Below are 21,891 nucleotides of genomic sequence, written 5' to 3'. Positions count from 1 at the left end.
ATGACCGGTGCCGGCGTGCTTGATCCAGCATGTGTGCGCCTCGTGATCGACGAGGTGCCAGACACGGCCGGCCGCCTGCGCTGACCTCGTACTGCCACTGGGCCAGGGGCCGTCCACCGTGTGTGTCGGTCGACAGGCAGCCTTTGAGCGGGTGCTGCCGACTGCTGGGCGCGGTGGGTCAGGGGTCGGCCTCGACCGCGTCGAACGCCGCACGGGTGTTCGCCGCGGCCTGCTGGCAGAGTTCTTCCCAGCCTTTGGCGGCGTCGTTGGACGCGAAACGCAGCGTGCAGCCGCCAGTACGCGGCGGCGGGCCGCTCGGTCGCCGCGTTTGGTGCTCATGGCGCCTCCGGTCTGGGTATGGGCACCGGTCCGAAGTCGTCGAGTGGCTGCGCCGTCAGCGCTCGGTGCAGGTCTGGGTCGGCATGAATCTCGGCGGTGTGCCGCCACTCGACCAGTAACTGCGACACTGCCGCAGTATTGCCGATCGCTGCAGCCGCCTCGGTGGTGGAGACCAGTTCCGCCGCCAGGGCATCGATGTCGGCTGTGGGCAGGAAGCGAACCCAGGGCAGCGCATTTGGCAGTACCTCGCGCAGGAGAGCTGGGTCGCGACGGGCGACCCCCGCGAGCAGCCGCGAGGTCACATCGATCACCTCGGCCTCCGCTTCGGCGCGCTCGGCCGACATCAACACGAGGTCTGCAGCATCCCGCCGCCGGAGCCGTACTGCGCGGACGCGCGTCAGACGCTCGGTCGTCTCGACCGGCTGGCGCAGCAGTTCGGAGAAGGGAACTGATTCCAACGGAGCAGCGGCCACATATCAACACTACTTCAGAAGTTGCGCCGGCCGCCAACTGCAGATCATCAGTCCCTGACGTGAAGCGCTTCCGCCGCGGGCATACCCGCGCCGCCAGGACGCCGATCGGACTGCCCGGATCCGTTGCCGTGCGGCTGCCGTATGGTCCAATATCCACGGTGCGTTCTTGCCAGTGTTTCAAGGCGGTTGCCGTAAGCATTGCCGTGCACGGGTCTGATCGCTCGGGCCAGGTGCGAAAGCCCAGTTGTCTGCCTTTCCTAGGGCTGACTTCGCGTGCCGGCGGGCGATAACCGCTGAGCCCTAACCTTTCGGCCAGGATTCCTTGCTCACTCGGGTGGAGCAGTTGGGCCAGACGGTTGCTAGCTTCCGGAGCGCCCGCGACGGTTCACTCCGATACGTTGCCAACTGCGAGGAAGATCAATGACCGGTGAGAATCAGGGACTGCACAGCAGTGACATCCGAGCCGCGCGCCATACCGGCGTACTAAGAGGTCGCACAAATAGGTGGGCGTTCATGGTCGGCGGGTGGGACGGGTGTCCCAGCGGTAGAGGGTCCATGCCTGGCGGATAAGGCTGCGTACGGTGATGATCGCGTCGGCGAGGTCGAAGTAGGCGTTGATGACATTTTCCTTGCGTTCGTAGCAGCGTTGGAGCCGGTTGAAGGCGTTGTGCCAGGCGTTGGTGCGTTCGACGTGCCAGCGCCGGCTGGCCTGGATGGGGGCTTTGACACCTTTGCGGGCGATCTCGCCGGTGAATCCGCGTTTGGTGAGGACGGTGCGGCTGGCGGCTGAGTCGTAGCCGGCGTCCAGGTGCACGGTGATGTCGTCGGGCAGCGGGCCGAGGTCGTCGAGCTGGTCCAGGGTGGGTTCCAGCAGTGGGCTGTCGTGACGGTTGGCGCCGGCCAGGACCCGGCCGAGGGGGATGCCGCGGGCCTCGACCATCGTCGAGCGTTTGATGCCTTGTTTGCCGCGGTCGACCGGGGATCGGCCGGCGACCTCGCCGCCGCCGGGCGCTTTGGTGATGCAGCCATCGACGGCCAGGTCGTCGAGCAGGAGTCCGACGATGCGGTCGTAGGCGTCCAGGACGATGGTTTTGAGCTGGGTGAACAGGCCGAGGCTGATCCATTCGTCGCGGCGGTTGCGGATCGTGGTGGCTGAGCAGGTGGTGTCGGCGATGCCCTCGTAGGAGCAGCCGAACCGGAGCACTTGCAGGAGCTTGTCGAACACGATCCGGTCAGCGATGCGCCGGCGGTGGCAACCGAGGGGGTGGCTCGGATCGGTGGCGGGTCGTGGGGGCAGCAGCGCGGCGAACTGGTCCCACAAGGGGTCGCTCAGCCATGATGGGACAGCGGGCACAGGCGTTCCAATGATCACTCGGTGTAGGAACCTTCATGATCACTGATGCCTGTGCCCGTCTTCTGCCCGCCCGGTCCTCACCGACCTATTTGCGTGGCCTCTAAACCTTTCTGGCAGAAATCTCGCTCAATTGCCGCGTGTCTTGCGGACCATGACCGGGCTCGCGTACCTGAACTTAAGTAACAACAAGTTTGCGGAATTCCCTTCAGAGTTGTCAGAATTTACCAAACTTGAAACGCTGGACTTGAGCAACAACTATTTGTCCAGCATTCCCTCTGAAGTTGCCAATCTGACGAGTTTGCAGTCGCTTAGGATTGGGTACAACCGTCTAACCAGCCTGCCGCCGGGTGACTGATCAGGTGGTGGCTGCGGCGGTGGGTAGCCAGGGATGGCCGGTGGCGAGTTCGGTGAGGGCGTTGATGATGTTGCGGCCGTGCGCGGCGGCGGTGGCGAGGTAGGAGCGGATCAGCGTGAATTGCTGGGCTCCGTCGAGGGTGCGTAAGCAGCCGGATACTTTCTGCCGGATTTTGACCATGCGGATCTGCTGCTCGGCGGTGTTGTTGTCGAACGGGGACCGCAGATCGGTCGCGAAGCGCAGGTAGTCGTCGATCCGGTCGCGCATCCGCCGGGCGAGGGCGGCCAGTTTCCGGCCGGTCTTGCAGGTTTCGTGCTGGTGGTCCTTGACCGCGACCAGGGCGGCCTGGTGGAACAAGCCGGTCTGCTCCGCGAGGAGATCTGTGTCGATCCCGGTCCGGCCCGCGGCGCGGGCGGTGTCAGCGGCGGTCTTGAGTGCCAGCAGCGCGTCTGTCGCTTGTCCGGGCCACACCGCCTCGGGTGCCAGTTCGCCGGCGGCGGCAAGCTCGCGTAGCAGATGCGCACAGCACAACTGGTGTCCGCCCGGGGTGTAGGTGTCGTACGGGGCCCACGCGTCGTGCACGGCGATCCCGGTCATGCAGCCCATGATCTGCCCGGCGTCGATCCCGGCCCGGCCACGCTTCGGATGGACCCATACCAGGGTGTATCTGCCGGTGGTAGCCACGTGCACCCAGTGCAGCCGCCCCGCGACCCGCAACCCGGACTCGTCGACATGGACCACGCTCGCGCTGCTGAGCGCGTCACGGACCTGATCGACAAACTCCGAATCAGCCAGGACGTCGCTGGCACGAGCGTGCGCGGCAGCGACCGCGCCGGCCGACATCGCCACCCCGAACAGATCCGCCATCGCCTGCGCGGTCCGCGCCTGCGCCCCGAACAACGCCTGCTGCAAATACACTGCGGCAGCCTGGGCCCGGGGCCCGTACTGCACCGGGGCATCGACCCCGTCCGGCGCCCGGCCCGCGGTGACCTGCCCGCACCCGCACCGGCGCGAGACAATCCGATGCTCGCTCACCCGCACCCCGATATCGGGCAGCTCGAACACCTGCCGCACCACCGTCGCGGCCAGCGGGGCACCACTCAGGTCATCACCGCACCGGCCGCAGCCGGCCGGTTCATGCGTGATGCGCTCGTGCGGGTCGGTGACCTGCCGCAGCGTGCGGCCCTCATGGCCGGGCTGCCCGCCCGGGCGGCGACCCGACCGCTGCCGCAACGACCTCGGCACCGGCTTCCCCAGGCCGTCCGACGACGGCGGCTTCGACGAGTTCGACGAGTCCTGCCCGAGCCGGGCCCGCAGATCTGCGTTCTCCGCCCGCAACACCGCGTTCTCTTGCCGCAGCCCGCCGTTCTCACGCTCAAGCGCACCGATCCGAGCCTCCAACCGGGCAAGCCGCTCAAGCAGCTCCACGATGGACGGCGATCCGGACACCCGATCATGATCCAGCACAAACCACGCAGGTCAAGTCAACCCGCCGACCAACACCTGATCAGTCACGCCGCCGGAACTGGCACCCTTCCTCAGAAGGGGTGGGTCGCTCTATCCTGACGGAAACCCGTGGGCGGAGCCACTGGTCGAGTACTTCCGCCGCGGAGACGCCCTTGAGATAGCCACATTCCTGGAGAGCCTGGTTGACGGAGTGCCTCAATTTGAGGCCAAAGTGCTGCTGCTGGGCGAGGGGAATGTCGGAAAGACATCGCTGGTTGCCGCACTGCGCGGTGAGCCTTTCATCCGGAATCGGTCAACAACGCATGGTATTGAGATCGATGAAATAACGCTACCCCATCCACGCCGGGCCATCAACGTGGTACTGCGAACCTGGGATTTTGGAGGGCAGGAAGTATACCGCATCACACATCAATTCTTCTTTGGGCGTCGGGCTCTTTATCTCGTGGTGTGGAATGCTCGCGAGGGTCAGGAGCAGAATGAAGTGGAAGGATGGCTTAGGCGAATCCGTCTGCGGGTCGGTGCTGACGCGGCGACTGTCATCGTTGCTACACACGTTGCCGAGCGGAACCCGGAACTGAACTATCCTTCTCTTCGGCGTGAATTCCCGCAAATGTTGCTGGACCAACGCGGCGTGGATAGCGAAACAGGCGACGGCATCGAGGACCTAAAGTCAATCATTGCACGGGAAGCTGCGCGGCTGCCGCAGATGGGGCAGGTTGTAAGCGAAAGGTGGATTGCCGCGCGGGACGAGATTCTTGCCTTGGGTCTGGTTGAGCCGCAGATCACTTTCGACGAATTTTCTTCGACATGTGGCCGGCACAACTTGTCCGAGAACGAGATCGCGGCGTTCGCGAGCCTACTACATGACCTAGGTCAGATTGTCTACTACGGCGATGATGAGGGTTTGCGCGATGTCGTTGTGTTGAATCCCGAGTGGCTGACGAAGGCGATCGGCTACGTTCTCGAAGATAAGCAGACAAGAGAGAGTCATGGTGTCCTGAGCCACAAGCGGCTCAAAGATATCTGGATCAATGGACCTGGGGGAAAGAGTTACTCGGCGAAGTATCACCCCTACTTCCTAAGGCTCATGGAGAAGTTCGACGTCTCCTACAGGCTGGACGGCGGGGACTCCAGCCTTGTAGCTCAGTTAGTGCCCCACGAGCGACCCGAAATACCTTGGGATGACCAGCCGTTACCGGAAAGTGTTCGGTCTCTTCGGTTGAATTGTCGCCTCAGTGAGCCTGCCCCGGGCCTAATCGCATGGCTTACCGTTAGAAACCACCGGTCGTCGACGGACAGGCATTGGCGCCAGGGCGTCTTCCTTCGGCACGCAATTCCGGCATACGCTTCGGAGGCGCTAATTGAACTGCGTAGCGACAAGGAGCTCTCGGTCGAGGTTCGGGCTCCGTCGCCCGATCTGTTCTTCAATGTCATCCGTGACGGCGTGGAGGATCTCCTTATTAGACGTTGGCCTGGGCTTGACTATCAGCTTGTCGTTCCTTGTCCCGGTTCGCTAAATGACCAGCCTTGTCCGGGACGATTTGCGCTTGAGGGGTTGCTTCGGCTTCGGGAGCGTGGGAAAGAGCATCACGACTGTCTTGAATGCGATCAAGAGCACAGTGTGCAAAAGCTCCTAACCGGATTCGCTGCTACGCCCTTGGCGCCCGAGTTGGAGCGGCTTCAAGAGCAGCTTAAGGATGTTGCGGAAGGCCTTGAGAGTGTCGAAAGATACAATGCAGATTCCGCGGCATCACTGCGACGAATTCTACGCGCGACAAGTCAGGAGGTCGTTGACTGTCCGCGGCTGTTCACTCTAGTCCCTGACCGGCCGACACCGATGCAGCGAGTTTCTTTTTGGCGGAATACCTACAGACTTACTCTGTGGTGTGAGCACACTGCCGAGTGGCATAGTTGGCCCGAGGCGACCTATCAATTTCAGCGGCCGAAAGAGTGGCTGATTAAGGTGGGTCCCTATGTCTCTCTTCTTGCTCGAACGCTGCGTCTCGTAATACCTATCGCTACTAGCATTACGAACATGTCGCTGTCAAAAGGTGACCAAGAGAAGATGCAGCAAGAACTTGAACTGATGAGGACTCTTTCGGAGAAGCTACCGGAGAACCTCCAAATTCGTGAGAACGTCTCAATCGACCCGACAAGGGACCTGAATCCCGCCGAGGGGGCTGGATTGCGTGGGTTCCGTTACGTACTCTTTCAGATTGACAAAACGCAGCAGTTCGGTGGATTGAAGCGGGTTCAAGCTCCGTCTGGTGAGTTCCTTTGGGTTTGTCCGCGGCACTACAGCGTTTATGATCCCGGACTGCCGGTTCTTCCGTTCTAATTGCGCATTGGCAAGGATCAAGGCGCCACTGGAGGCGGCGCACCGCGGCGCGTGGGGGGTCGCTCCGCTCCCCGGGGTTTCAGCGTAAGCGCCATGCTCAGGGCAAGCCCCTCACGCCCGCGCCAGATTAAGGTGTCGAGCATAGAAGATCAGCAGAACGGCTCTTCCCGACCAGGCAAGGCGGGGTCTACCACCGCGCCGTGCCCGACACGCAGGATGCGTGCACTGCAAGCACCCCTTCGATCCGCACGCGCTCATCGCCACCGCAGGTTATGCACAAGATGGCGGCACCATGCTCTGCCCTGTCCCCGGCTGCGAGTGCTACGCAACTTGGGGCGTCAACGATGGCCCGGCAAAGCAGGTTTCCGACCGCTTCGACGTGGCAGCACTGCGAGAGCGGCTGGAACACGGCTCCTGAGTTGCCGTTGCTTCTTTGCGCTGCCGCGATGTTCGTCGTGGTCCAGACCGTTTGCTCCCGCGGCCTCGCCGACCGCGTGTAGTCGGCTCTGAGCCTCGGGCGAGACCTCAGGCTCGGGGGAGGTCGCTCCGCTCCCGCACACCGTCGGCTAGGCCGCGCCGCCCAGCTCCCGCGGGGTGGCCGACGGCATACGGGGAGACTCCGCTGCAGGACTGGGAACTGGGGGCGGCCTTTCCGACGCCGCTCGCGATCGGCATGCTGGCGGCGCAAGCGCTGGCATCGGCCGGCGCGGCGGCGCGTATTCAGTAGTGGTACTCGTCTACGTCCACCACAGCGCCCGTCCGGGCAAGGAACGCCAGGGTCCTGCGGTCAAGCGACCAGCCGAGCAGATTCGGCTCAGACGGGTCCTCACCGGCCGCGTCAGGCGTATACTCCCGGACGATCTGTAGACATGCGGTGATGCCCTGCTCGTCGGCATCGAGTCGGGCCGCCAGCCGCCGATGCGGTCGGCGTACGGTTCGAGGCGATCGAGCACGCGGCTGATCTGCTCGTCCAGGAACAGGTTGGTGTCCCGGCAGGAGACCTGCCAGGCATGTGCACGAGGGACCGGCACGTCCGGGAGTCGGCTTCCCTGGACCTTTACCTCGTCCGGCTCCAGGCCGATCTCCCGAGCGATCTGCACAGCGGAGATCCGCTCGGAGCGCAGCGCGAAGTAGACATACTGGCGAACCCGCACCGCGGCAATCTACAACCGAACGCCACCGGGCCGAGGCGGAACGATCACCAGCGAGGCCACTCGCCGTCACGGGCAAGGCGACCGCGCGTGGCCTGCCGTCGAACGGCGTGGGCGCGACCTGTACGCATCGCCCGCTCGGCGTGCCCCCGCGTGCCCCAAGCCTCGGCGAAGCACGGTCAAAGAGGGTGCCCAGCGGACCGAGCGGACCCCGCGAGACACCCGCTGAGCTGCGCGAACGCTTGGTCGTAAACCTGTGGGCACGGTTGGGTTCGAACCAACGACCCCCCGCTTGTAAGGCGGGTGCTCTTCCGCTGAGCTACGCGCCCCCGCCCCCTTGCCGGGGACTGGGTACACAGATGTTACCTAAGCCTGCCCTTTTGACCCAGCCGGGCGGACCTGCGCGGACTTGACGATCTCCCCGGTGTGTCACAGGGCGTTGATCGCCGCTCGCCATACCTGCTGGTCGCGGGGCCGGCTGGCGGGAACCATCTCGGCGAAGGTGACCAGGCCGTCGGGGGCGATCAGGAACGTTCCGCGGTTGGCGTACCCCTTGGTCTCGTTCAGCACCCCGTAGGACGCGGCCACGGCGCCGTGGGGCCAGAAATCCGACAAAAGGGGGAAAGTGTAGCCTTCGCGGTCGGCCCAGATTTTGTGGGCGTACGGGGAGTCGACGCTTACCGTCAGGATCTGGACGCGGTCGTTCTCGAAGTCGGCCAGGTTGTTCTGCACTGCGGCCAGTTCGCCCTGGCACGTGCCTGTGAACGCGAGCGGGTAGAACACCAGCAGGACCGCCTTGCGGGCGCGGAAGGAGCCCAGCGACACCTCCTGGTTGTTCTGGTCGCGCAGCAGGAAGTCCGGTGCCGGATCTCCGACATCCATTGTCATACCTCGAATATGCCAGCTGTCGTACCGGGGGCCTACACTCGCCCGCATGGCAGCAGGGCCGCGGCTCGGCATCGATTTTGGGACCTCGCACACCGTCGCGCTTCTGGCGTGGCCGGATGGGAGGGTCCGGCCTTTGCTGTTCGACGGGTCGCCGCTGCTGCCGTCCGCGGTGTTCGCGCAGACCGACGGGGCGCTGCTCGTCGGGCGGGACGCGGTGCACGCCGCGCGCGTGGACCCCGCGCGGTTCGAGGGTAGCCCGAAGCGGCGCATCGACGACGGGACCGTGCTGCTCGGCGACCGTGAGGTCACGGTGCCGGCGCTGATCGGGGCGGTTCTCGGGCACGTCAACCAGGAGGCCGTGCGGGTCGCGGGCGGGCCGGTGGCCGAGCTCACGCTGACGCACCCGGCGGCCTGGGGCGTGTCGCGGCGGCTGGCACTCGTCGAGGGGGCGAAGCTGGCCGGGCTGCCGCAACCGGCGCTCATGCCCGAGCCGGTCGCCGCCGCACATTATTTCGCGGGTGTACTGCAGAAGCCTCTCACCAGCGACCAGGGACTCCTGGTGTACGACTTCGGCGGCGGCACGTTCGACGCAAGCCTGGTGAGCCGGTCCGGGGACGGTTTCGACGTCCGCGCGGTCGACGGCATCGACGACCTCGGCGGGCTCGACCTCGACGCGCTCGTCGTCGAGCACACGCGCGGGCAGATCACCGACCCGGAGGTCTGGGCCCGCCTCGACCACCCGCAGAGCACCGAGGACCGCCGCCACCGCCGCATGCTCTGGGACGACGCGCGCATCGCCAAGGAGATGCTCTCGCGCACCCCGAGCGCGGCCCTGCACGTGCCGATCGCCGCGGCCGACGTCACGATCACGCGTGAGCAGTTCGAGGACAAGGCCCGCGGCATGCTGGAGCAGACGGTCCGCACCACCGTGGCCGTCGTGCGCTGGGCCAAGATGGACAAGGACAAGGTCGCCGGCCTGTTCCTGGTCGGCGGCTCCAGCCGCGTGCCGCTCGTGGCCACCCTCCTGCAGCGCGAGCTGGGCCTGGCCCCGACGGTGATCGAGCAGCCGGAGCTGGTCGTAGCCGAGGGCAGCCTCCGAGCCTGGGTGAACGTCGCACAACCGAAAAATCCGACATCGGCACCCGCTCACCTACCGCAGAACGCCCCCACGAGCGGCCCGGCCGGCACCCCGGCCCCAGCCTCCGGACCGGGCGCAGGAGCAGCGAGCTTGGGCGCGGCCGGAGCGTCAGGTCTGGGCGCGGGAGCGGCGGGCTTGAGTGCGGCCGGAGCATCGGGTCTGGGCGCGGGCGCGGCGGGCATGGGTGCGCCCGGAGCGGGAGGTCTGGGCGCAGGGGCGGCGGGCCTGGGCGCGCCCGGAGCGGGAGGTCTGGGCACCGCGGGTCCGGCCGCAGCCAGCGGCACCGCACCAGGTCAAGCCGCACTGGGTCAGGTCGCACCAGGTCAAGTCGCCGCGCCAGGTCAAGCCGCACCAGGTCAGGCGGCAGGCGGCCTGGGGGCCGCCGGAATCCCGGGGGCCGCCCAGCAGTCACCCATGTGGCCCCAGGGAGCCCCGCAGCCCCAGGGCGCCCAAGCGCCCTACGGAGCCCAAAGCCATCCTGGAGCCCAAGGGCCCCAGGGATTCCACGCGCCCCAAGGACAGCCACCCCACGGAACCCAGCCGCCGCAGGGCATGCCCCAGCCCCAGGGCCTCCAGCAGCAGCCCCAGGGCCTCCAGCAGCCTCAGGCAACGCCGCAGCCCCAGGGATTCCAGCAGCCGCCGCTCTACGGGACACCACAGCCCCAGAGCGTCCAGCCGGCCCCGGTCAGCGGCGCTCCGGCAAGTCCGGTCAGCCCGGCCGCCTACCACCAGCCGGTGAGCGCGCCCCCGACGAGCCAGGAGGCCACCCAGCGCCTCGGCCCGGCCGCGTTCCAGCCCCCGCGCCCCGCGTACGTGTCCCCGGCCGCCCAGCCCACGGTCTACGCGCCCCCGCCCAGGGAGGAGCCGCCGCCGCCCCCGAAGCCGCGCCGCAACCTGGCCGTCCCGCTGCTGATCGCCATTCTGGTGGTCGCCCTGGGCCTGGCCGGTTACGTGGTGTTCCAGAACCGGGATCGCGGCGACGAAAAGGCCGGCAGCGGTTCGTCGTACTCCCCGGACGCGGGCCGGACGAGCGGCGGCGTGACGGCGATCCCGGCGTACAACCGGGAGGACGAGCCGAGCTGGGTCCCCAACGGCTGGCGGGACCCGGGCGTCGGCGGCGTCGATCAGCTCTGGAAGAACCAGGAGGAGTCCGAGGGCGGCCGCTGCGACACCGGCAGCAACCGGCTGCGGGTGACGACGGTGGCGGCCCCGGCGCTGATCGGCTGCACGCTGAAGGCCCCGCTGGACGTGCCGATGACGGACGGCGGCATCGAGGCCAAGGTCAAGCTGACGGCGGGCTGCGCGGGCATGTGGCTGCGGACCGGTGCCCGCGGCTACGCGCTGGGCTACTGCGAGGACGGGCACCTGCGGCTGTACAAGCTGACCGATTCCCCGCCGGGGGCGGATTCGCTGCTCAGGGAGTGGCAGATCAAGCCCAGCGGCGATCCGTACGTGGCGTTCAAGATCGCGGGCGATCAGCTCAGCGTCTATGTGAACGGGGTGCAGTTCGGCCCGGTGGCCGACGGCGACTTCCACAGTGGCAAGATCAACTTGGGGGCGTTCGCGCTGTCGGACAAGACCGCGGACGCGAGCTTCTCGCAGGTGCGGGTCTTCATGCCGGGTGACTGGCAGCCGGGCGGCGGCGCCCCGACCGCGACGAAGACGAAGAACCCGCAGCCGAGCACGTCCAGCTCGGGCTGGGGCTCGGCGAACCCGTCCCCGTCGACGTCCAAGCGGACCACGCCGCTGCCCACGGCGTAGTACCGCTGGAAGAGCACCCGGAAGGGTGGCCGCGCCTGCTCAGGGCGCGGCCGCGAGGGCCTGGGGCTAGCGGCGCGAGCGGGCGGCCCGGGGCGTGACCAGCCGCGCCGCGGTCCAGTCCTTGCCCGCGTTGACCGTGGAGGTCTGCTGCAACCCCGCGGTGGGCGCCGACTCGTTGATCTCACTCGGCTCGACGTGCCCGGGACGGCCGGCCTTGGGGGTCAGCAGCCACACCACGCCGTTGTCCGCCAGGGGGCCGAGCGCGTCGATGAGCGTCTCGACCAGGTCGCCGTCGTCGTCGCGCCACCAGAGCAGCACCACGTCGACGACCTCGTCGGTCTCCTCGTCAACCAGGTCCCCGCACCGGTCGATCAGGACGTCGCGGAGATCCTGGTCGACGTCGTCGTCGTACCCCATCTCCATAACGACCATGCCCGGTTCGACACCGAACCGGTCCGCCAGGCTTTTCACCTCGGCCTGACCCGCGGTCGCGTTCACTGTCCACTGCCTCCTGTCGCAACAACCACTGTTAGCGCGTAGTCCACACAGTACGGGCCGTCAACGCAAGTGGCGCACCGATGCGATCGAAAAAGTATCGGTCCAACTTACCGGGCCGTCCAGCTTCACCGAGCCAACAGCGATCTCGCGCCCTGGACGATCTGTTCTTCGGACACCAGTACGTGGTTGGCCGCCGGTCCGAGGGGCACGAACGAGTCTACGGCGGCCACCCGGCGGGCCACACCGACGTAGCCGGCGTCGACCAGGGCCGCGATCACGCCCTCGCCGATGCCGCCGGAGCGGCGGGTCTCGTCGACGATGAGCACCCGGCCGGTGTCGGAGGCGTTCTTGATGATGTCGCCGACCGGCAGGGGCGAGAGCCACCGCAGGTCGACCACCCGGCAGTGGACGCCCTCCGAGGCCAGCCGGGCGGCCGCCCGCAGCGACAGCCGCACGCCGTTGCCGAAGGTGATGATGGTCAGGTCGTCGTTGGGGCCGTTGCTGTACGCCCGGGCCCGGCCGATCGGCACGTGGATGGCCGGCCATTCGCTGGGCGGGGCGTAGTCCGCGAGCCACCAGTTGTCGTCCTCGGTGTGCAGGTCGCGGGTGTGGTACAGCGCGATCGGCTCCAGGAACACGCACACGCTGCCGTCGACGATCGCGCTGGCCAGGCAGGTGCGCAGCATGGGCGCGGCGTCCTCGGCGCGGCTGGGCGCGGCCACCACCAGGCCGGGGATGTCGCGCAGGACGGCCAGGGCGTTGTCGTTGTGGAAGTGCCCGCCGAATCCGAGCTGGTAGGCCAGGCCCGCGACCCGCACCACCATCGGGTTGTGGAAGGCGCCCTGCGAGAAGAACTGCATGGTGGCGGCCTCGCCGCGCAGCTGGTCCTCGGCGTTGTGCAGGTAGGCGAGGTACTGGATCTCGGGCACCGGCAGCATCCCGGCGAGCCCGGCCCCGAGCCCGAGGCCCAGGATGCTCGTCTCGTCCAGGAGAGTGTCGAACACCCGGGTCGCGCCGAAGCGGTCCCGCAGGCCCTTGGTGACCCCGTAGACGCCGCCCTTGGCCGCCACGTCCTCGCCGTAGACGACCATCTGCGGGTAGGACAGCATCGCGTCCGTCAGCGTGGCGTTGACGGTCTGGGCCAGGGTGAGGGGCCCGCCGCGCTCCGGCAGCTTCCCGCCGAAGGCGGCCTCGCGGCTGGCGGGGTGCCCGCTGCCGTTGCCGTTGCTGCGGGGAGTCCCGGAGACGGGCTTCACCGCCTGGGCCGGGGCGGCGGAGGGCTCGGCGAGGGTGGGCTCGGGCCACTCGTGCGAGTCCTCGTGGTCGGCGGCCGGGCTCAGGGGCGCGAACTCGAGGTCGTCGTCGAGTTCGCGCTCGGCCGGGTCGGCGGGATCGGCCGGGGAACCGTCGGTCAGGTCGTCGTCGGCCAGGTGCGCGGCCGCGTCGGCGACGGCCCGGGACACCCGCACCGGCCGGCGCGGGGCCAGCGGCGCGGTGACCTCGGAGGCGCTGCTCAGCTTCGGCTCGCCGAGCACCTCCTCGGCGACCCGGCGCACGTCCCAGCCGATCTCGTCGTAGCGGGTCATCAGCTCGGCCGGGGTGGCCACGCCCGCCTCGACGAGCATCCTCGCGGTGCGCACGAGCGGGTCGCGGGCCAGGTCCTCGGCGATCTCCACGGGGGAGCGGTACGCCATCTCCGCGTCGGCCCCGGCGTGGCCCATGAGCCGGATCATGCTCAGGTGCAGCACGGCCGGGCGGCGGTATCGCCGGACCCAGGCCGCGGCCTCCGCGGCCCGGTCGTACGTCTCGGCGGTGTCGCAGCCGTCGGCGGCGTAGTAGCGCAGCCCCGGGCGGCTGGACAGGGCCGCGGCGACCCAGCCCTCGGGGGAGCGCACGCTGATGCCCAGCCCGTTGTCCTCGCACACCAGCAGCAGCGGCAGCTTCAGGCCGATGTGGTCGCACCAGCCGGCGGTGTTGAACGCGGCGGTGGCGGCGGCGTGGTTGACGGAGGCGTCGCCGAAGGAGCACACGACGAGCGCGTCGGAGGGCCAGCCGTGACCGCCGCCGGGCGGGTCGAGGCGCTTGCCGCGGCCCAGCGCGTAGGCGACCCCGACGGCCCGCGGCAGGTGCGAGGCGATCGTCGAGGTCGTCGGGATCACGTGCAGGTCGGCGTGGCCGAAGACCTTGTGCCGGCCGCCGGCGATCGGCTCCTTGGCCGAGGCGACCACCCCGCGCAGCACGTCGCGGATCGGGTCGCTGCCGGCCACCTGGGCGCCGCGCATACAGTAGAACCCGCCGGAGCGGTAGTGCAGCAGCGCCGGGTCGGTCGGGCGCAGCGCCGCCGCGACCGCGGCGTTGCCCTCGTGGCCCGACGATCCGATGGTGTAGTACCCGGCGTCGAAGGTGCGCAGCCAGCGCGCGGCCAGGTCCAGGTGGCGGCTCGTGCACTGGGCGTCGTAGAGCGCCCGCGCCTGCTCCCCGGTCAGCGCGGTGTCCTCGCGGACAGGCTCGTCGAGGTCCTTCTGGGACGTCGCGGCGACGAGCCCGGCGAGCTCGGCACGGAACCGCTCGTCGAGATCCTGAGGAGTGGTCACGCTCGACAGCATGGCCGAAAACGGTCACCAGATGCCACCCGCATCAGGTGCACCCGGCGATTCGCCCCGTCAACGCCCCTCCCGCCCCTACCGCTCGGCCAGCGTCCGGTACTGAGGCGAGGCCAGGAACCCGGGCAGCAGCAGCGCCGCGGTCACGCCGAGGTCGAGCCGGAGGGCCTCCTCGGGTGTGAGGAACACCATGGCCTGCCCCTCGCCCACGACCACGTCGGCCTGGGCGGCGTCGGTGGGGCCGCAGAAGACGTGCATCTCGACCTCGCCGTCCGCGGTGGTCACCGAGGGGCGGGTGCGCACGGTGTACGGCACGATGGGACCCGCGTCCAGCCCGGTCTCCTCGCGCACCTCGCGGCGGGCGGCCTCCTGCGGCGACTCGCCGTCCTCGATCTTGCCGCCGGGCATCGCCCACTGGTTCGGCGACACCTTGGCGTGCCGGTCACGGTGCTGCATGAGCACGCGCCCCTCGGGGTCGACGAGGAACACGACGGCGACTCGGCGCTCGATCACGGTTCAATCCTTACGCGGGGGCCCTCTGCGGGCGCGCCGACACACGGTTCACTCAGCATTCTGTGCGAAACGTTCATCCCGGCAGGAAGCTCAGGCGGACCTGGCGGGTGGCGTTGTCGCCGTTGGGGTCGACCAGGCAGATCGACTGCCAGGTGCCCAGGGCGATCCGGCCGCCGATGACGGGCAGGGTGGCGTACGGCGCGACGAACGCCGGCATCACGTGATCGCGGCCGTGGCCGGGGGAGCCGTGCCGGTGCGCCCAGCGCTCGTCGGCCGGCAGCACGTCGTCCAGCGCGGTGAGCAGGTCGTCGTCGCTGCCCGCCCCGGTCTCGATGACGGCGAGCCCGGCGGTGGCGTGCGGGACGAAGACGTGCAGCAGGCCGTCGCCCTCGCTGGCGACGAACTTGGCCGCCTCCTGCGTGATGTCCCGCACGACCGGCCGTGAGCCGGTCCGGATCGTGATGACTTCCGTCCGCATCGGTCCAGTCTTTCAGCCTCAGTCCGAGCTGGAGGAGGAGGATGATGAACCGGAGTCGCTGCCGCTGGACCCCGAGTCGCTCGAGGAGCTGCCCGAGTCGCCGCTGCTGGACGATCCCGAGTCGCTCCAGGAGGAGCCGGAGTCGTGGTGGTGGATCGTGTGGCCGTGGCTCTGCCAGTGATCATGCGACGAATGTCCCGAGTGTCCAGAATTATCCGTCGATGCCAAGGATCCGAAGATCGCCGGCCCGGGCGTCCAGCCGGGGTCCAGCGGGCTGCCGGCGTGCGTCGCGGAGCCCGCCGCGCGGTTGTTTCCCGCCCGAGGGCCGTTGGGGTTCTTCGGGGCCGGGCGGGCCCCGGGGCGTACGACGCGAATCACCGTGACGATCGCCACGATCAGGCCCACCGTCACGATCCCGCAGGGCAGCAGCAGCCACCAGGAAGAGTTGTCCGACACGGCCCGCACGGTAGCCGACAACCGGGCCTGAGATACTCGCAAAGTCGCCGTCCCGTCAAGAGTGCGAAGCCACAGAAGTTACCTGCCGGTATCGTGTCGCGCATCGCAGTTGACGTCCCGTAGGCGTGACGGAGGGCACCGAAGCCAGGCAGGATAGGACATGGGCTCGCAGAAGGCCATGAACCAGCCGAGCCGCACCCCGAGGCCACCCAGACCGGTCGCAGCGCCCGACGTTCCGCCGAGCAACCAGCCGGTCGCTAGCAACCCAGAAGGAACGCCTGTGTCCACCGAACGCAAGCGCCCGGTGATCAGCGACGGCCTACCGAGCCAGCTGCCCGACATCGACCCCGAGGAGACCACCGAGTGGGTCGATTCGCTGGACGGTGTGATCGACGAGCGGGGTGCCAAGCGCGCCCGCTACGTGATGCTCCGCCTGCTGGAGCGCGCGCGGGAGCGACAGGTCGGCGTCCCGCCGCTCACCACCACGGACTACATCAACACCATCCCGCCGGAGCGCGAGCCGTGGTTCCCCGGCAATGAGCACATCGAGCGGCGCATCCGGGCGTACATCCGCTGGAACGCCGCCATGCTCGTGCAGCGCGCGCAGCGCCCCGACGTCGGCGTGGGCGGCCACATCTCCACGTTCGCCAGCGCCGCGAGCCTCTACGAGGTGGGCTTCAACCACTTCTTCCGGGGCAAGGACCACCCCGGCGGCGGCGACCAGGTGTTCTTCCAGGGCCACGCGTCCCCGGGCATGTACGCGCGCGCCTTCCTCGAGGGCCGCCTCAGCGAGCAGCAGCTCGACGGCTTCCGCCAGGAGCTGTCGCACCGGGGCCTCGGCGGCGGCCTGCCCAGCTACCCGCACCCGCGGCTCATGCCGGGCTTCTGGGAGTTCCCGACGGTCTCGATGGGCCTCGGCGGCATCAACTCCATCTACCAGGCGCGCTTCAACCGATACCTGCACAACCGGGGCTTCAAGGACACCTCGCAGCAGCACGTATGGGCGTTCCTCGGCGACGGCGAGATGGATGAGCCCGAGTCGCTCGGCGCCATCGGGCTGGCGGCCCGCGAGGAGCTGGACAACCTCACGTTCGTCATCAACTGCAACCTGCAGCGCCTCGACGGCCCGGTCCGCGGCAACGGCAAGGTCATGCAGGAGCTCGAGGCGTTCTTCCGCGGCGCCGGCTGGAACGTGATCAAGGTCGTCTGGGGCCGCGAGTGGGACCCGCTGCTCGCCGCCGACACCGACGGCGCGCTGGTCAACCTCATGAACGTCACGCCCGACGGGGACTACCAGACGTACAAGGCCGAGTCCGGCGCCTACGTCCGCGAGCACTTCTTCGGCCGTGACCCGCGCACCCGCAAGATGGTCGAGCACCTCTCCGACGACGAGATCTGGAACCTCAAGCGCGGCGGGCACGACTACCGCAAGCTCTACGCGGCGTACAAGGCGGCCACGGAGCACACCGGGCAGCCGACGGTCATCCTGGCCAAGACGATCAAGGGCTGGACGCTGGGCTCGCACTTCGAGGGCCGCAACGCGACGCACCAGATGAAGAAGCTGACCCTGCAGGACGTCAAGGACTTCCGCGACCGGTTGTACCTCGACATCCCCGACAGCGCCATCGGCGAGAACCCGTACGCGGTGCCGTACTACCGCCCGGACGAGAAGTCCGAGGAGATGGAGTACATGTTCGAGCGCCGCCGGACACTGGGCGGCTCGGTGCCCGACCGGCGGACCACGCACATCCCGCTGCAGCTGCCGGAGAGCTCCGTCTACGGCGACATCAAGCGCGGCTCCGGCAAGCAGAAGGTCGCCACCACGATGGCCTTCGTGCGCATGCTCAAGGATCTCATGCGCGACAAGGGCATGGGCAGGCGCTGGGTGCCGGTCATCCCCGACGAGGCCCGCACCTTCGGCATGGACTCGCTCTTCCCGACGGCGAAGATCTACTCCCCGCACGGGCAGAACTACACGCCGGTCGACCGCGAGCTGTTCCTGTCCTACCGCGAGTCGACCGAGGGCCAGATCCTGCACGAGGGCATCAACGAGGCCGGCTCCGTCGCCTCGTTCACCGCGGCCGCGACGAGCTACGCCACGCACGGCCAGCCGATCATTCCCGTGTACATCTTCTACTCGATGTTCGGCTTCCAGCGCACGGCCGACGGCATCTGGGCCGCCGCGGACCAGATGAGCCGCGGCTTCATGCTCGGCGCCACCGCCGGGCGCACCACGCTCAACGGTGAGGGCCTGCAGCACGAGGACGGCCACTCGATGCTCATCGCCGCGACCAACCCGGCCGTGGTGGCCTACGACCCCGCGTTCGGCTTCGAGATCGCGCACATCACGGAGAACGCGGTCGGCCGGATGTACGGCGAGGCCCCCGAGGACCTCATCTACTACCTGACCGTCTACAACGAGCCGATCTTCCAGCCGGCCGAGCCGGCGGGTCTCGACGTGGACGGCCTGCTCCGCGGCCTGTACCGCTACCAGGCGGCCGAGGCCGCGCAGGGCCCGAAGGCGCAGCTGCTCGCCTCCGGCACCGGCATGCAGTGGGCGCTCAAGGCCCAGAAGCTGCTGGCCGAGGACTGGGGCGTGGCGGCCGACGTGTGGTCCGCGACGTCCTGGACGGAGCTGCGCCGCGACGCGATCCGCGCCGAGGAGCACAACCTGCTCAACCCGGCCGACGAGCCCGAGGTGCCCTACGTCACCCGGGCCCTGCAGGACACGACGGGCCCGGTCGTCGCGGTCAGCGACTTCATGCGCGCGGTGCCGGACCTGATCGCCCGCTGGGTGCCCAACGACTTCACGTCCCTGGGCACCGACGGCTTCGGCCTGTCCGACACCCGCCACGCCCTGCGCCGTCACTTCCACGTGGACGCCGAGTCGATCGTGGTGGCGACGCTGCGCCAGCTGGCCCGCCGCGGCGAGGTCCCGGCCTCGGCCCCGGCGGACGCGGCCAAGAAGTACGCGATCGACGACGTGAACGCGGCCCCGGTCGGCGAGACGGGCGGCGATTCCTGAGCGATCGGCAGCGAGACGGGGGCCGCGGCGGTGCCGCGGCCCCCGTTCGTGTCCGGGCCCTCGATGAGCACGCTGCGTGACGAGCGATCATGATCCGGAACGAACCGGTCATGAGGAGCGCCGTGTTCCGGTTTGAGGATGCAGGACCGGCCGAGTGGGCAATGTCAAGGCCCGGCCGGGGTCCCCGGCGTCACCCGATCGGGTTGTAAGTAGCCAATAGAGTAGATCACGATCGGATTGTGAGTAGCCACCCCGGCATCCTTGAGTACTTCGTTCGGATTACGAGGGTCGACCCAGGGCCACCTCGACGTTACGTTGGGCATCGGCACGAATTCTGCACGTGAATCTTTCCGTGAAAGAGCCCCCGGTGTTGATCTCGTCAGCATTACGCTGCCGCGCGCCACGTAGCGCGACGGCCCGCCGCGACCGTCGGTCCCGCGCCGATGGCATCGAGCATGAGCGCCTGCACGGCGTAGGGCTCGGCGGGCTTCCAGCCGTGGGCGTCGGGCGGCAGTTCCCACCGCACCCGCCCGCCGAACTGCCGGCTGGGCGGGGCCGGAATCCACGAGTCCTGCCCGTGCAGCACCACGCCCGCGTGGGCGGCGAGCTCCGGCAGTACGCCGTGGCCGGGAAGGACCAGGAACATCCAGCGGTCCCCGGGCGACACGGCCACCGGCCCGCGGGCGGCCGCGAACCCGTCGCCGAGCAGCGCCGCGCGGCCCAGGGCGCCGGGCACCTCCAGCACGTCGAAGGCGTAGCCGGTGGGCAGCAGCACCGTGTACGGATGCTCCCGCCACAGCGCGGCCACCTCGCGCTCACCGACGGTGACCGGCAGTGGTGCCGGGTGGCAGGCGACCGTGGGGCAGCCCGCCGCGCCGCAGTCGAAGCGCCGCAGCCGCGCGTGGCGCCCCTCGGGCCGCCCCGTCAGGTAGGCGCCCGGCCGGACCGGCCAGCCGTGTGCGGCGTAGCGGGCCGCGGCCCTACGCAGTCGCGACCGTTCCCACGCGAGCATGACCGTCTCCTGTCAGGCGTGATCACTCGAAGGTGTGCACGGAACCACGTCACGTCACCGGACTCGTTGTCCGTCGTTGGGAACTGCGACGGGGGATGCAAGTTGCACTTTGGAACGTATGAGCAGACGGCCGGGGCGAACCGCACAAATCGTGCGATTTCTACCGGCCGGGTGACCTCCGGAGGTGAGCGACGTGGATGAGTTGCCCATCGGCCGCCGGGTGGCGTACTGGCGGAACCGGCGCAAGATGTCCCAGCAGGTCTTCGCCGATCGGCTCGGAAAGTCCAAGAGCTGGGTCGACAAGGTCGAGCGCGGCGTGCGGCGGCTGGACAAGTTCTCCGTCGTGTACGAGATCGCCGACGTCCTCCAGCTGGACGTGCAGATCCTGCTGGGCCGGGACCCCGAGCGGCGGCCGGACAGCGTCAACTGCGTCGACCAGATCGAGGTCGAGGAGATCCGCGCGGCGCTGGAGCGTTACGACCAGATCAGCGCCTTCTTCTACGCGCCGCCGGAGCCGCCCCCGCTGCCGGAGATGCGCAAGGCGGTCACCCACGCCTGGCTGTCCTACCAGCACGCGAAGTACGGCACGCTCGCCCGCACCCTGCCCCGCCTGCTGCGTGAGGCCCAGGCCGCGGACACCGCCTACAACGACGGCGCGCACGCCGCCGAGGCCGCCCATCTGCTCGGGCAGGTGTATCAGATCGCCTCCTCGGCCCTGCGCAAGCTCGGCGAGCACGAGCTGTCCTGGCTCGCCGCCGACCGCTCGATCGCCGTGTCGCAGCGCGCCGACGACCAGCTGCTGGCCGGCACCGCCACCACCCGGGTCGCCGCGGCGCTGCTCTCGCTCGGCCGCGCCCGCCCCGCGCTGGAGATCAACGTCAACATCGCCAACCGGCTGGCGCCCGGCGCCAACGGCAACGACTGCTCGCCCGAACGCCTGTCGGTCTACGGCCAGCTGCTGCTGCAGGGCGCGATGGCCGCCGCGCGCATCGGCGACAGCGCGACCGCGCGGGACCTGCTGACCGCCGCCGAGGACGCGGCCCGGGGCCTGGAGGGCGACGCCAACTTCTACTGGACCTGCTTCGGCCCGACCAACGTGCAGCTGCACCGGGCCGCCGCCGCCGTCGAGCTCGGCGAGGGGCGGGTGGCCGTGGAGGTACACCAGTGTCTGGATGCCGGCGGGTTCAGCTCGCTGCTGCCGGAGCGGCGCGCCCACCACTTCCTCGACCAGGCCCGCGCCCAGGCGCTCGTCGGCGACATCGGCATGGCCAGCGAGATGCTGCTGGAGGGCGACCGGCTCGCGCCTTCGGAGATCCGCTGCCGGCCGCTGGCCCGCGAGGTGCTCAGCGACGTCCTGCGCCGCACCCGGGGCACACCGTCGGCCCCGGTCGCCGAGCTCGCCGAGCACATGAGTGTTGGAGTCTGAGCCATATGGCTTTGCGCCACTAGGCACAATACGGACATGTCCGGACCCGTTCTGTACGCCATCGTGTGTGGCTCACCGGCCGCCCAGGGCGTTGGCAAGCTGGTCTCGCTCGCGCAGGAGCGGGGCTGGGACGTCTGCGTGGTCGCCACGCCCGACGCCCTCAAGTGGCTCGACCTCCCGGCCCTCGTCAAGCAGACGGGGCACCCGGTCCGCCACCGCTACAAGTACCCCGGCGACCCCGACGTCCTGCCGGCCGCCGAGGCCATGATCGTGGCGCCGGCAACCGTCAACACCACCAACAAGTGGGCGGCCGGCATCGCCGACACGCTCGCGCTCGGCCTCGTCGTCGAGGGGCTCGGGCTCGGGCTGCCGATCGTGGCGGTGCCCTACACCAACCGCGCCATGGCGGCCCACCCCGCCTTCGGCGAGTCGATCGCGAAGCTGCGCTCCTGGGGCGTCACCGTCATCTACGGCGACGACGTCCTCCAGCTGCACCAGCCCGGCCTCGGCGAGACCCGCGACGACTTCCCGTGGCAACTGCCCCTCGACACCCTCGAGCGGCACCCGTCGGTGCGGGCCCAGCGCGACACCGGGGGCGGGGCGGTGGACTAACGTT

17 protein-coding genes and 1 tRNA gene are annotated in these 21,891 nt (G+C 68.9%); 6 read left to right on the top strand and 12 right to left on the bottom strand.

What is annotated here, in order from left to right; translation table 11 throughout:
• Positions 1 to 335: 335 nt before the first annotated feature.
• Both ACQPY0_RS49590 and ACQPY0_RS49585 read right to left on the bottom strand, forming a co-directional pair.
• Positions 336 to 812, bottom strand: a complete 477-nt coding sequence (locus tag ACQPY0_RS49590; RefSeq protein ID WP_432977733.1) for a hypothetical protein — start codon at positions 810 to 812, stop codon at positions 336 to 338.
• A gap of 511 nt (positions 813 to 1,323) precedes the next feature.
• Positions 1,324 to 2,166, bottom strand: coding sequence for an IS5 family transposase (locus tag ACQPY0_RS49585; protein WP_432977730.1), 843 nt, complete (start codon positions 2,164 to 2,166; stop codon positions 1,324 to 1,326).
• A gap of 151 nt (positions 2,167 to 2,317) precedes the next feature.
• On the opposite strand from ACQPY0_RS49585, the gene ACQPY0_RS49580 reads away from it, so the two are divergent.
• A complete protein-coding gene (locus tag ACQPY0_RS49580; RefSeq protein ID WP_432977727.1) occupies positions 2,318 to 2,521 on the top strand; it encodes a leucine-rich repeat domain-containing protein in 204 nt (67 codons plus the stop codon).
• On the opposite strand, the gene tnpC is transcribed toward ACQPY0_RS49580, so the two are convergent.
• Complete coding sequence (gene tnpC, locus ACQPY0_RS49575) at positions 2,522 to 3,970, bottom strand: IS66 family transposase (RefSeq protein ID WP_432977724.1); 1,449 nt, start codon at positions 3,968 to 3,970, stop codon at positions 2,522 to 2,524.
• A 208-nt stretch (positions 3,971 to 4,178) separates the two neighbouring features.
• Between tnpC and ACQPY0_RS49570 the strand changes: the two genes are divergently transcribed.
• Entirely contained in the window at positions 4,179 to 6,326 is a 2,148-nt protein-coding gene (locus ACQPY0_RS49570; RefSeq protein ID WP_432977721.1) for a COR domain-containing protein, read from the top strand.
• A 737-nt stretch (positions 6,327 to 7,063) separates the two neighbouring features.
• On the opposite strand, the gene ACQPY0_RS49565 is transcribed toward ACQPY0_RS49570, so the two are convergent.
• From ACQPY0_RS49565 to ACQPY0_RS49555, 3 genes are all read right to left on the bottom strand, one after another.
• Positions 7,064 to 7,480, bottom strand: coding sequence for a DUF4279 domain-containing protein (locus tag ACQPY0_RS49565; RefSeq protein WP_432977718.1), 417 nt, complete (start codon positions 7,478 to 7,480; stop codon positions 7,064 to 7,066).
• 254 nt (positions 7,481 to 7,734) lie between these two features.
• Positions 7,735 to 7,806, bottom strand: a tRNA-Val gene (locus ACQPY0_RS49560).
• A gap of 100 nt (positions 7,807 to 7,906) precedes the next feature.
• Positions 7,907 to 8,365: a peroxiredoxin gene (locus tag ACQPY0_RS49555; RefSeq protein ID WP_432977715.1), complete on the bottom strand. Its 459-nt coding sequence runs from the start codon at positions 8,363 to 8,365 to the stop codon at positions 7,907 to 7,909.
• Positions 8,366 to 8,411: 46 nt separating this feature from the next.
• On the opposite strand from ACQPY0_RS49555, the gene ACQPY0_RS49550 reads away from it, so the two are divergent.
• Entirely contained in the window at positions 8,412 to 11,264 is a 2,853-nt protein-coding gene (locus ACQPY0_RS49550) for an Hsp70 family protein (RefSeq protein WP_432977712.1), read from the top strand.
• Between the two features lie 66 nt (positions 11,265 to 11,330).
• Here the strand turns inward: ACQPY0_RS49550 and ACQPY0_RS49545 are convergent, their stop codons facing one another.
• From ACQPY0_RS49545 to ACQPY0_RS49525, 5 genes are all read right to left on the bottom strand, one after another.
• Positions 11,331 to 11,762 (bottom strand): DUF3052 domain-containing protein, encoded by a 432-nt coding sequence (locus ACQPY0_RS49545; RefSeq protein ID WP_432977709.1) that lies wholly within the window; start codon positions 11,760 to 11,762, stop codon positions 11,331 to 11,333.
• Positions 11,763 to 11,887: 125 nt separating this feature from the next.
• Positions 11,888 to 14,368, bottom strand: coding sequence for a transketolase C-terminal domain-containing protein (locus ACQPY0_RS49540; protein WP_432977706.1), 2,481 nt, complete (start codon positions 14,366 to 14,368; stop codon positions 11,888 to 11,890).
• Positions 14,369 to 14,443: 75 nt separating this feature from the next.
• A complete protein-coding gene (locus tag ACQPY0_RS49535; RefSeq protein WP_432977703.1) occupies positions 14,444 to 14,878 on the bottom strand; it encodes an NUDIX hydrolase in 435 nt (144 codons plus the stop codon).
• A 73-nt stretch (positions 14,879 to 14,951) separates the two neighbouring features.
• The gene (locus tag ACQPY0_RS49530) at positions 14,952 to 15,356 is read right to left on the bottom strand and encodes a YjbQ family protein (RefSeq protein WP_432977699.1); all 405 of its coding nucleotides are present in this window, start codon (positions 15,354 to 15,356) and stop codon (positions 14,952 to 14,954) included.
• A gap of 18 nt (positions 15,357 to 15,374) precedes the next feature.
• Positions 15,375 to 15,812 carry a hypothetical protein gene (locus tag ACQPY0_RS49525; protein WP_432977696.1) on the bottom strand — a complete coding sequence of 146 codons (438 nt, stop codon included), beginning with the start codon at positions 15,810 to 15,812 and terminating at the stop codon, positions 15,375 to 15,377.
• A gap of 280 nt (positions 15,813 to 16,092) precedes the next feature.
• On the opposite strand from ACQPY0_RS49525, the gene aceE reads away from it, so the two are divergent.
• Complete coding sequence (gene aceE / locus ACQPY0_RS49520) at positions 16,093 to 18,837, top strand: pyruvate dehydrogenase (acetyl-transferring), homodimeric type (protein WP_432977693.1); 2,745 nt, start codon at positions 16,093 to 16,095, stop codon at positions 18,835 to 18,837.
• Positions 18,838 to 19,222: 385 nt separating this feature from the next.
• On the opposite strand, the gene ACQPY0_RS49515 is transcribed toward aceE, so the two are convergent.
• Positions 19,223 to 19,849, bottom strand: a complete 627-nt coding sequence (locus tag ACQPY0_RS49515) for a bifunctional DNA primase/polymerase (protein WP_432977690.1) — start codon at positions 19,847 to 19,849, stop codon at positions 19,223 to 19,225.
• Between the two features lie 193 nt (positions 19,850 to 20,042).
• Here ACQPY0_RS49515 and ACQPY0_RS49510 point away from each other — a divergent pair, with 193 nt between their 5' ends.
• Both ACQPY0_RS49510 and ACQPY0_RS49505 read left to right on the top strand, forming a co-directional pair.
• Entirely contained in the window at positions 20,043 to 21,275 is a 1,233-nt protein-coding gene (locus ACQPY0_RS49510) for a helix-turn-helix domain-containing protein (RefSeq protein ID WP_432977687.1), read from the top strand.
• Positions 21,276 to 21,311: 36 nt separating this feature from the next.
• On the top strand, positions 21,312 to 21,887 hold the full coding sequence (locus ACQPY0_RS49505) for a flavoprotein (RefSeq protein ID WP_432977684.1): 576 nt from the start codon (positions 21,312 to 21,314) through the stop codon (positions 21,885 to 21,887).
• Positions 21,888 to 21,891 lie beyond the last annotated feature (4 nt).

The organism is Dactylosporangium sp. CA-233914, assembly GCF_050942935.1.
Classification (GTDB): Bacteria; Actinomycetota; Actinomycetes; order Mycobacteriales; family Micromonosporaceae; genus Dactylosporangium.
The sequence above is the reverse complement of the archived record's forward strand: the minus strand, read 5'-3'. Positions and strand labels throughout refer to the sequence as shown.

What these genes read in the sequence shown, in the direction of transcription:
- ACQPY0_RS49540 (WP_432977706.1), bottom strand. Translation starts at nt 14,368, where the DNA reads ATGCTGTCGAGCGTGACCACTCCTCAGGATCTCGACGAGCGGTTCCGT.
- ACQPY0_RS49580 (WP_432977727.1), top strand. Translation starts at nt 2,318, where the DNA reads ATGACCGGGCTCGCGTACCTGAACTTAAGTAACAACAAGTTTGCGGAA.
- ACQPY0_RS49530 (WP_432977699.1), bottom strand. Translation starts at nt 15,356, where the DNA reads ATGCGGACGGAAGTCATCACGATCCGGACCGGCTCACGGCCGGTCGTG.
- ACQPY0_RS49505 (WP_432977684.1), top strand. Translation starts at nt 21,312, where the DNA reads ATGTCCGGACCCGTTCTGTACGCCATCGTGTGTGGCTCACCGGCCGCC.
- ACQPY0_RS49555 (WP_432977715.1), bottom strand. Translation starts at nt 8,365, where the DNA reads ATGACAATGGATGTCGGAGATCCGGCACCGGACTTCCTGCTGCGCGAC.
- ACQPY0_RS49550 (WP_432977712.1), top strand. Translation starts at nt 8,412, where the DNA reads ATGGCAGCAGGGCCGCGGCTCGGCATCGATTTTGGGACCTCGCACACC.
- ACQPY0_RS49515 (WP_432977690.1), bottom strand. Translation starts at nt 19,849, where the DNA reads ATGCTCGCGTGGGAACGGTCGCGACTGCGTAGGGCCGCGGCCCGCTAC.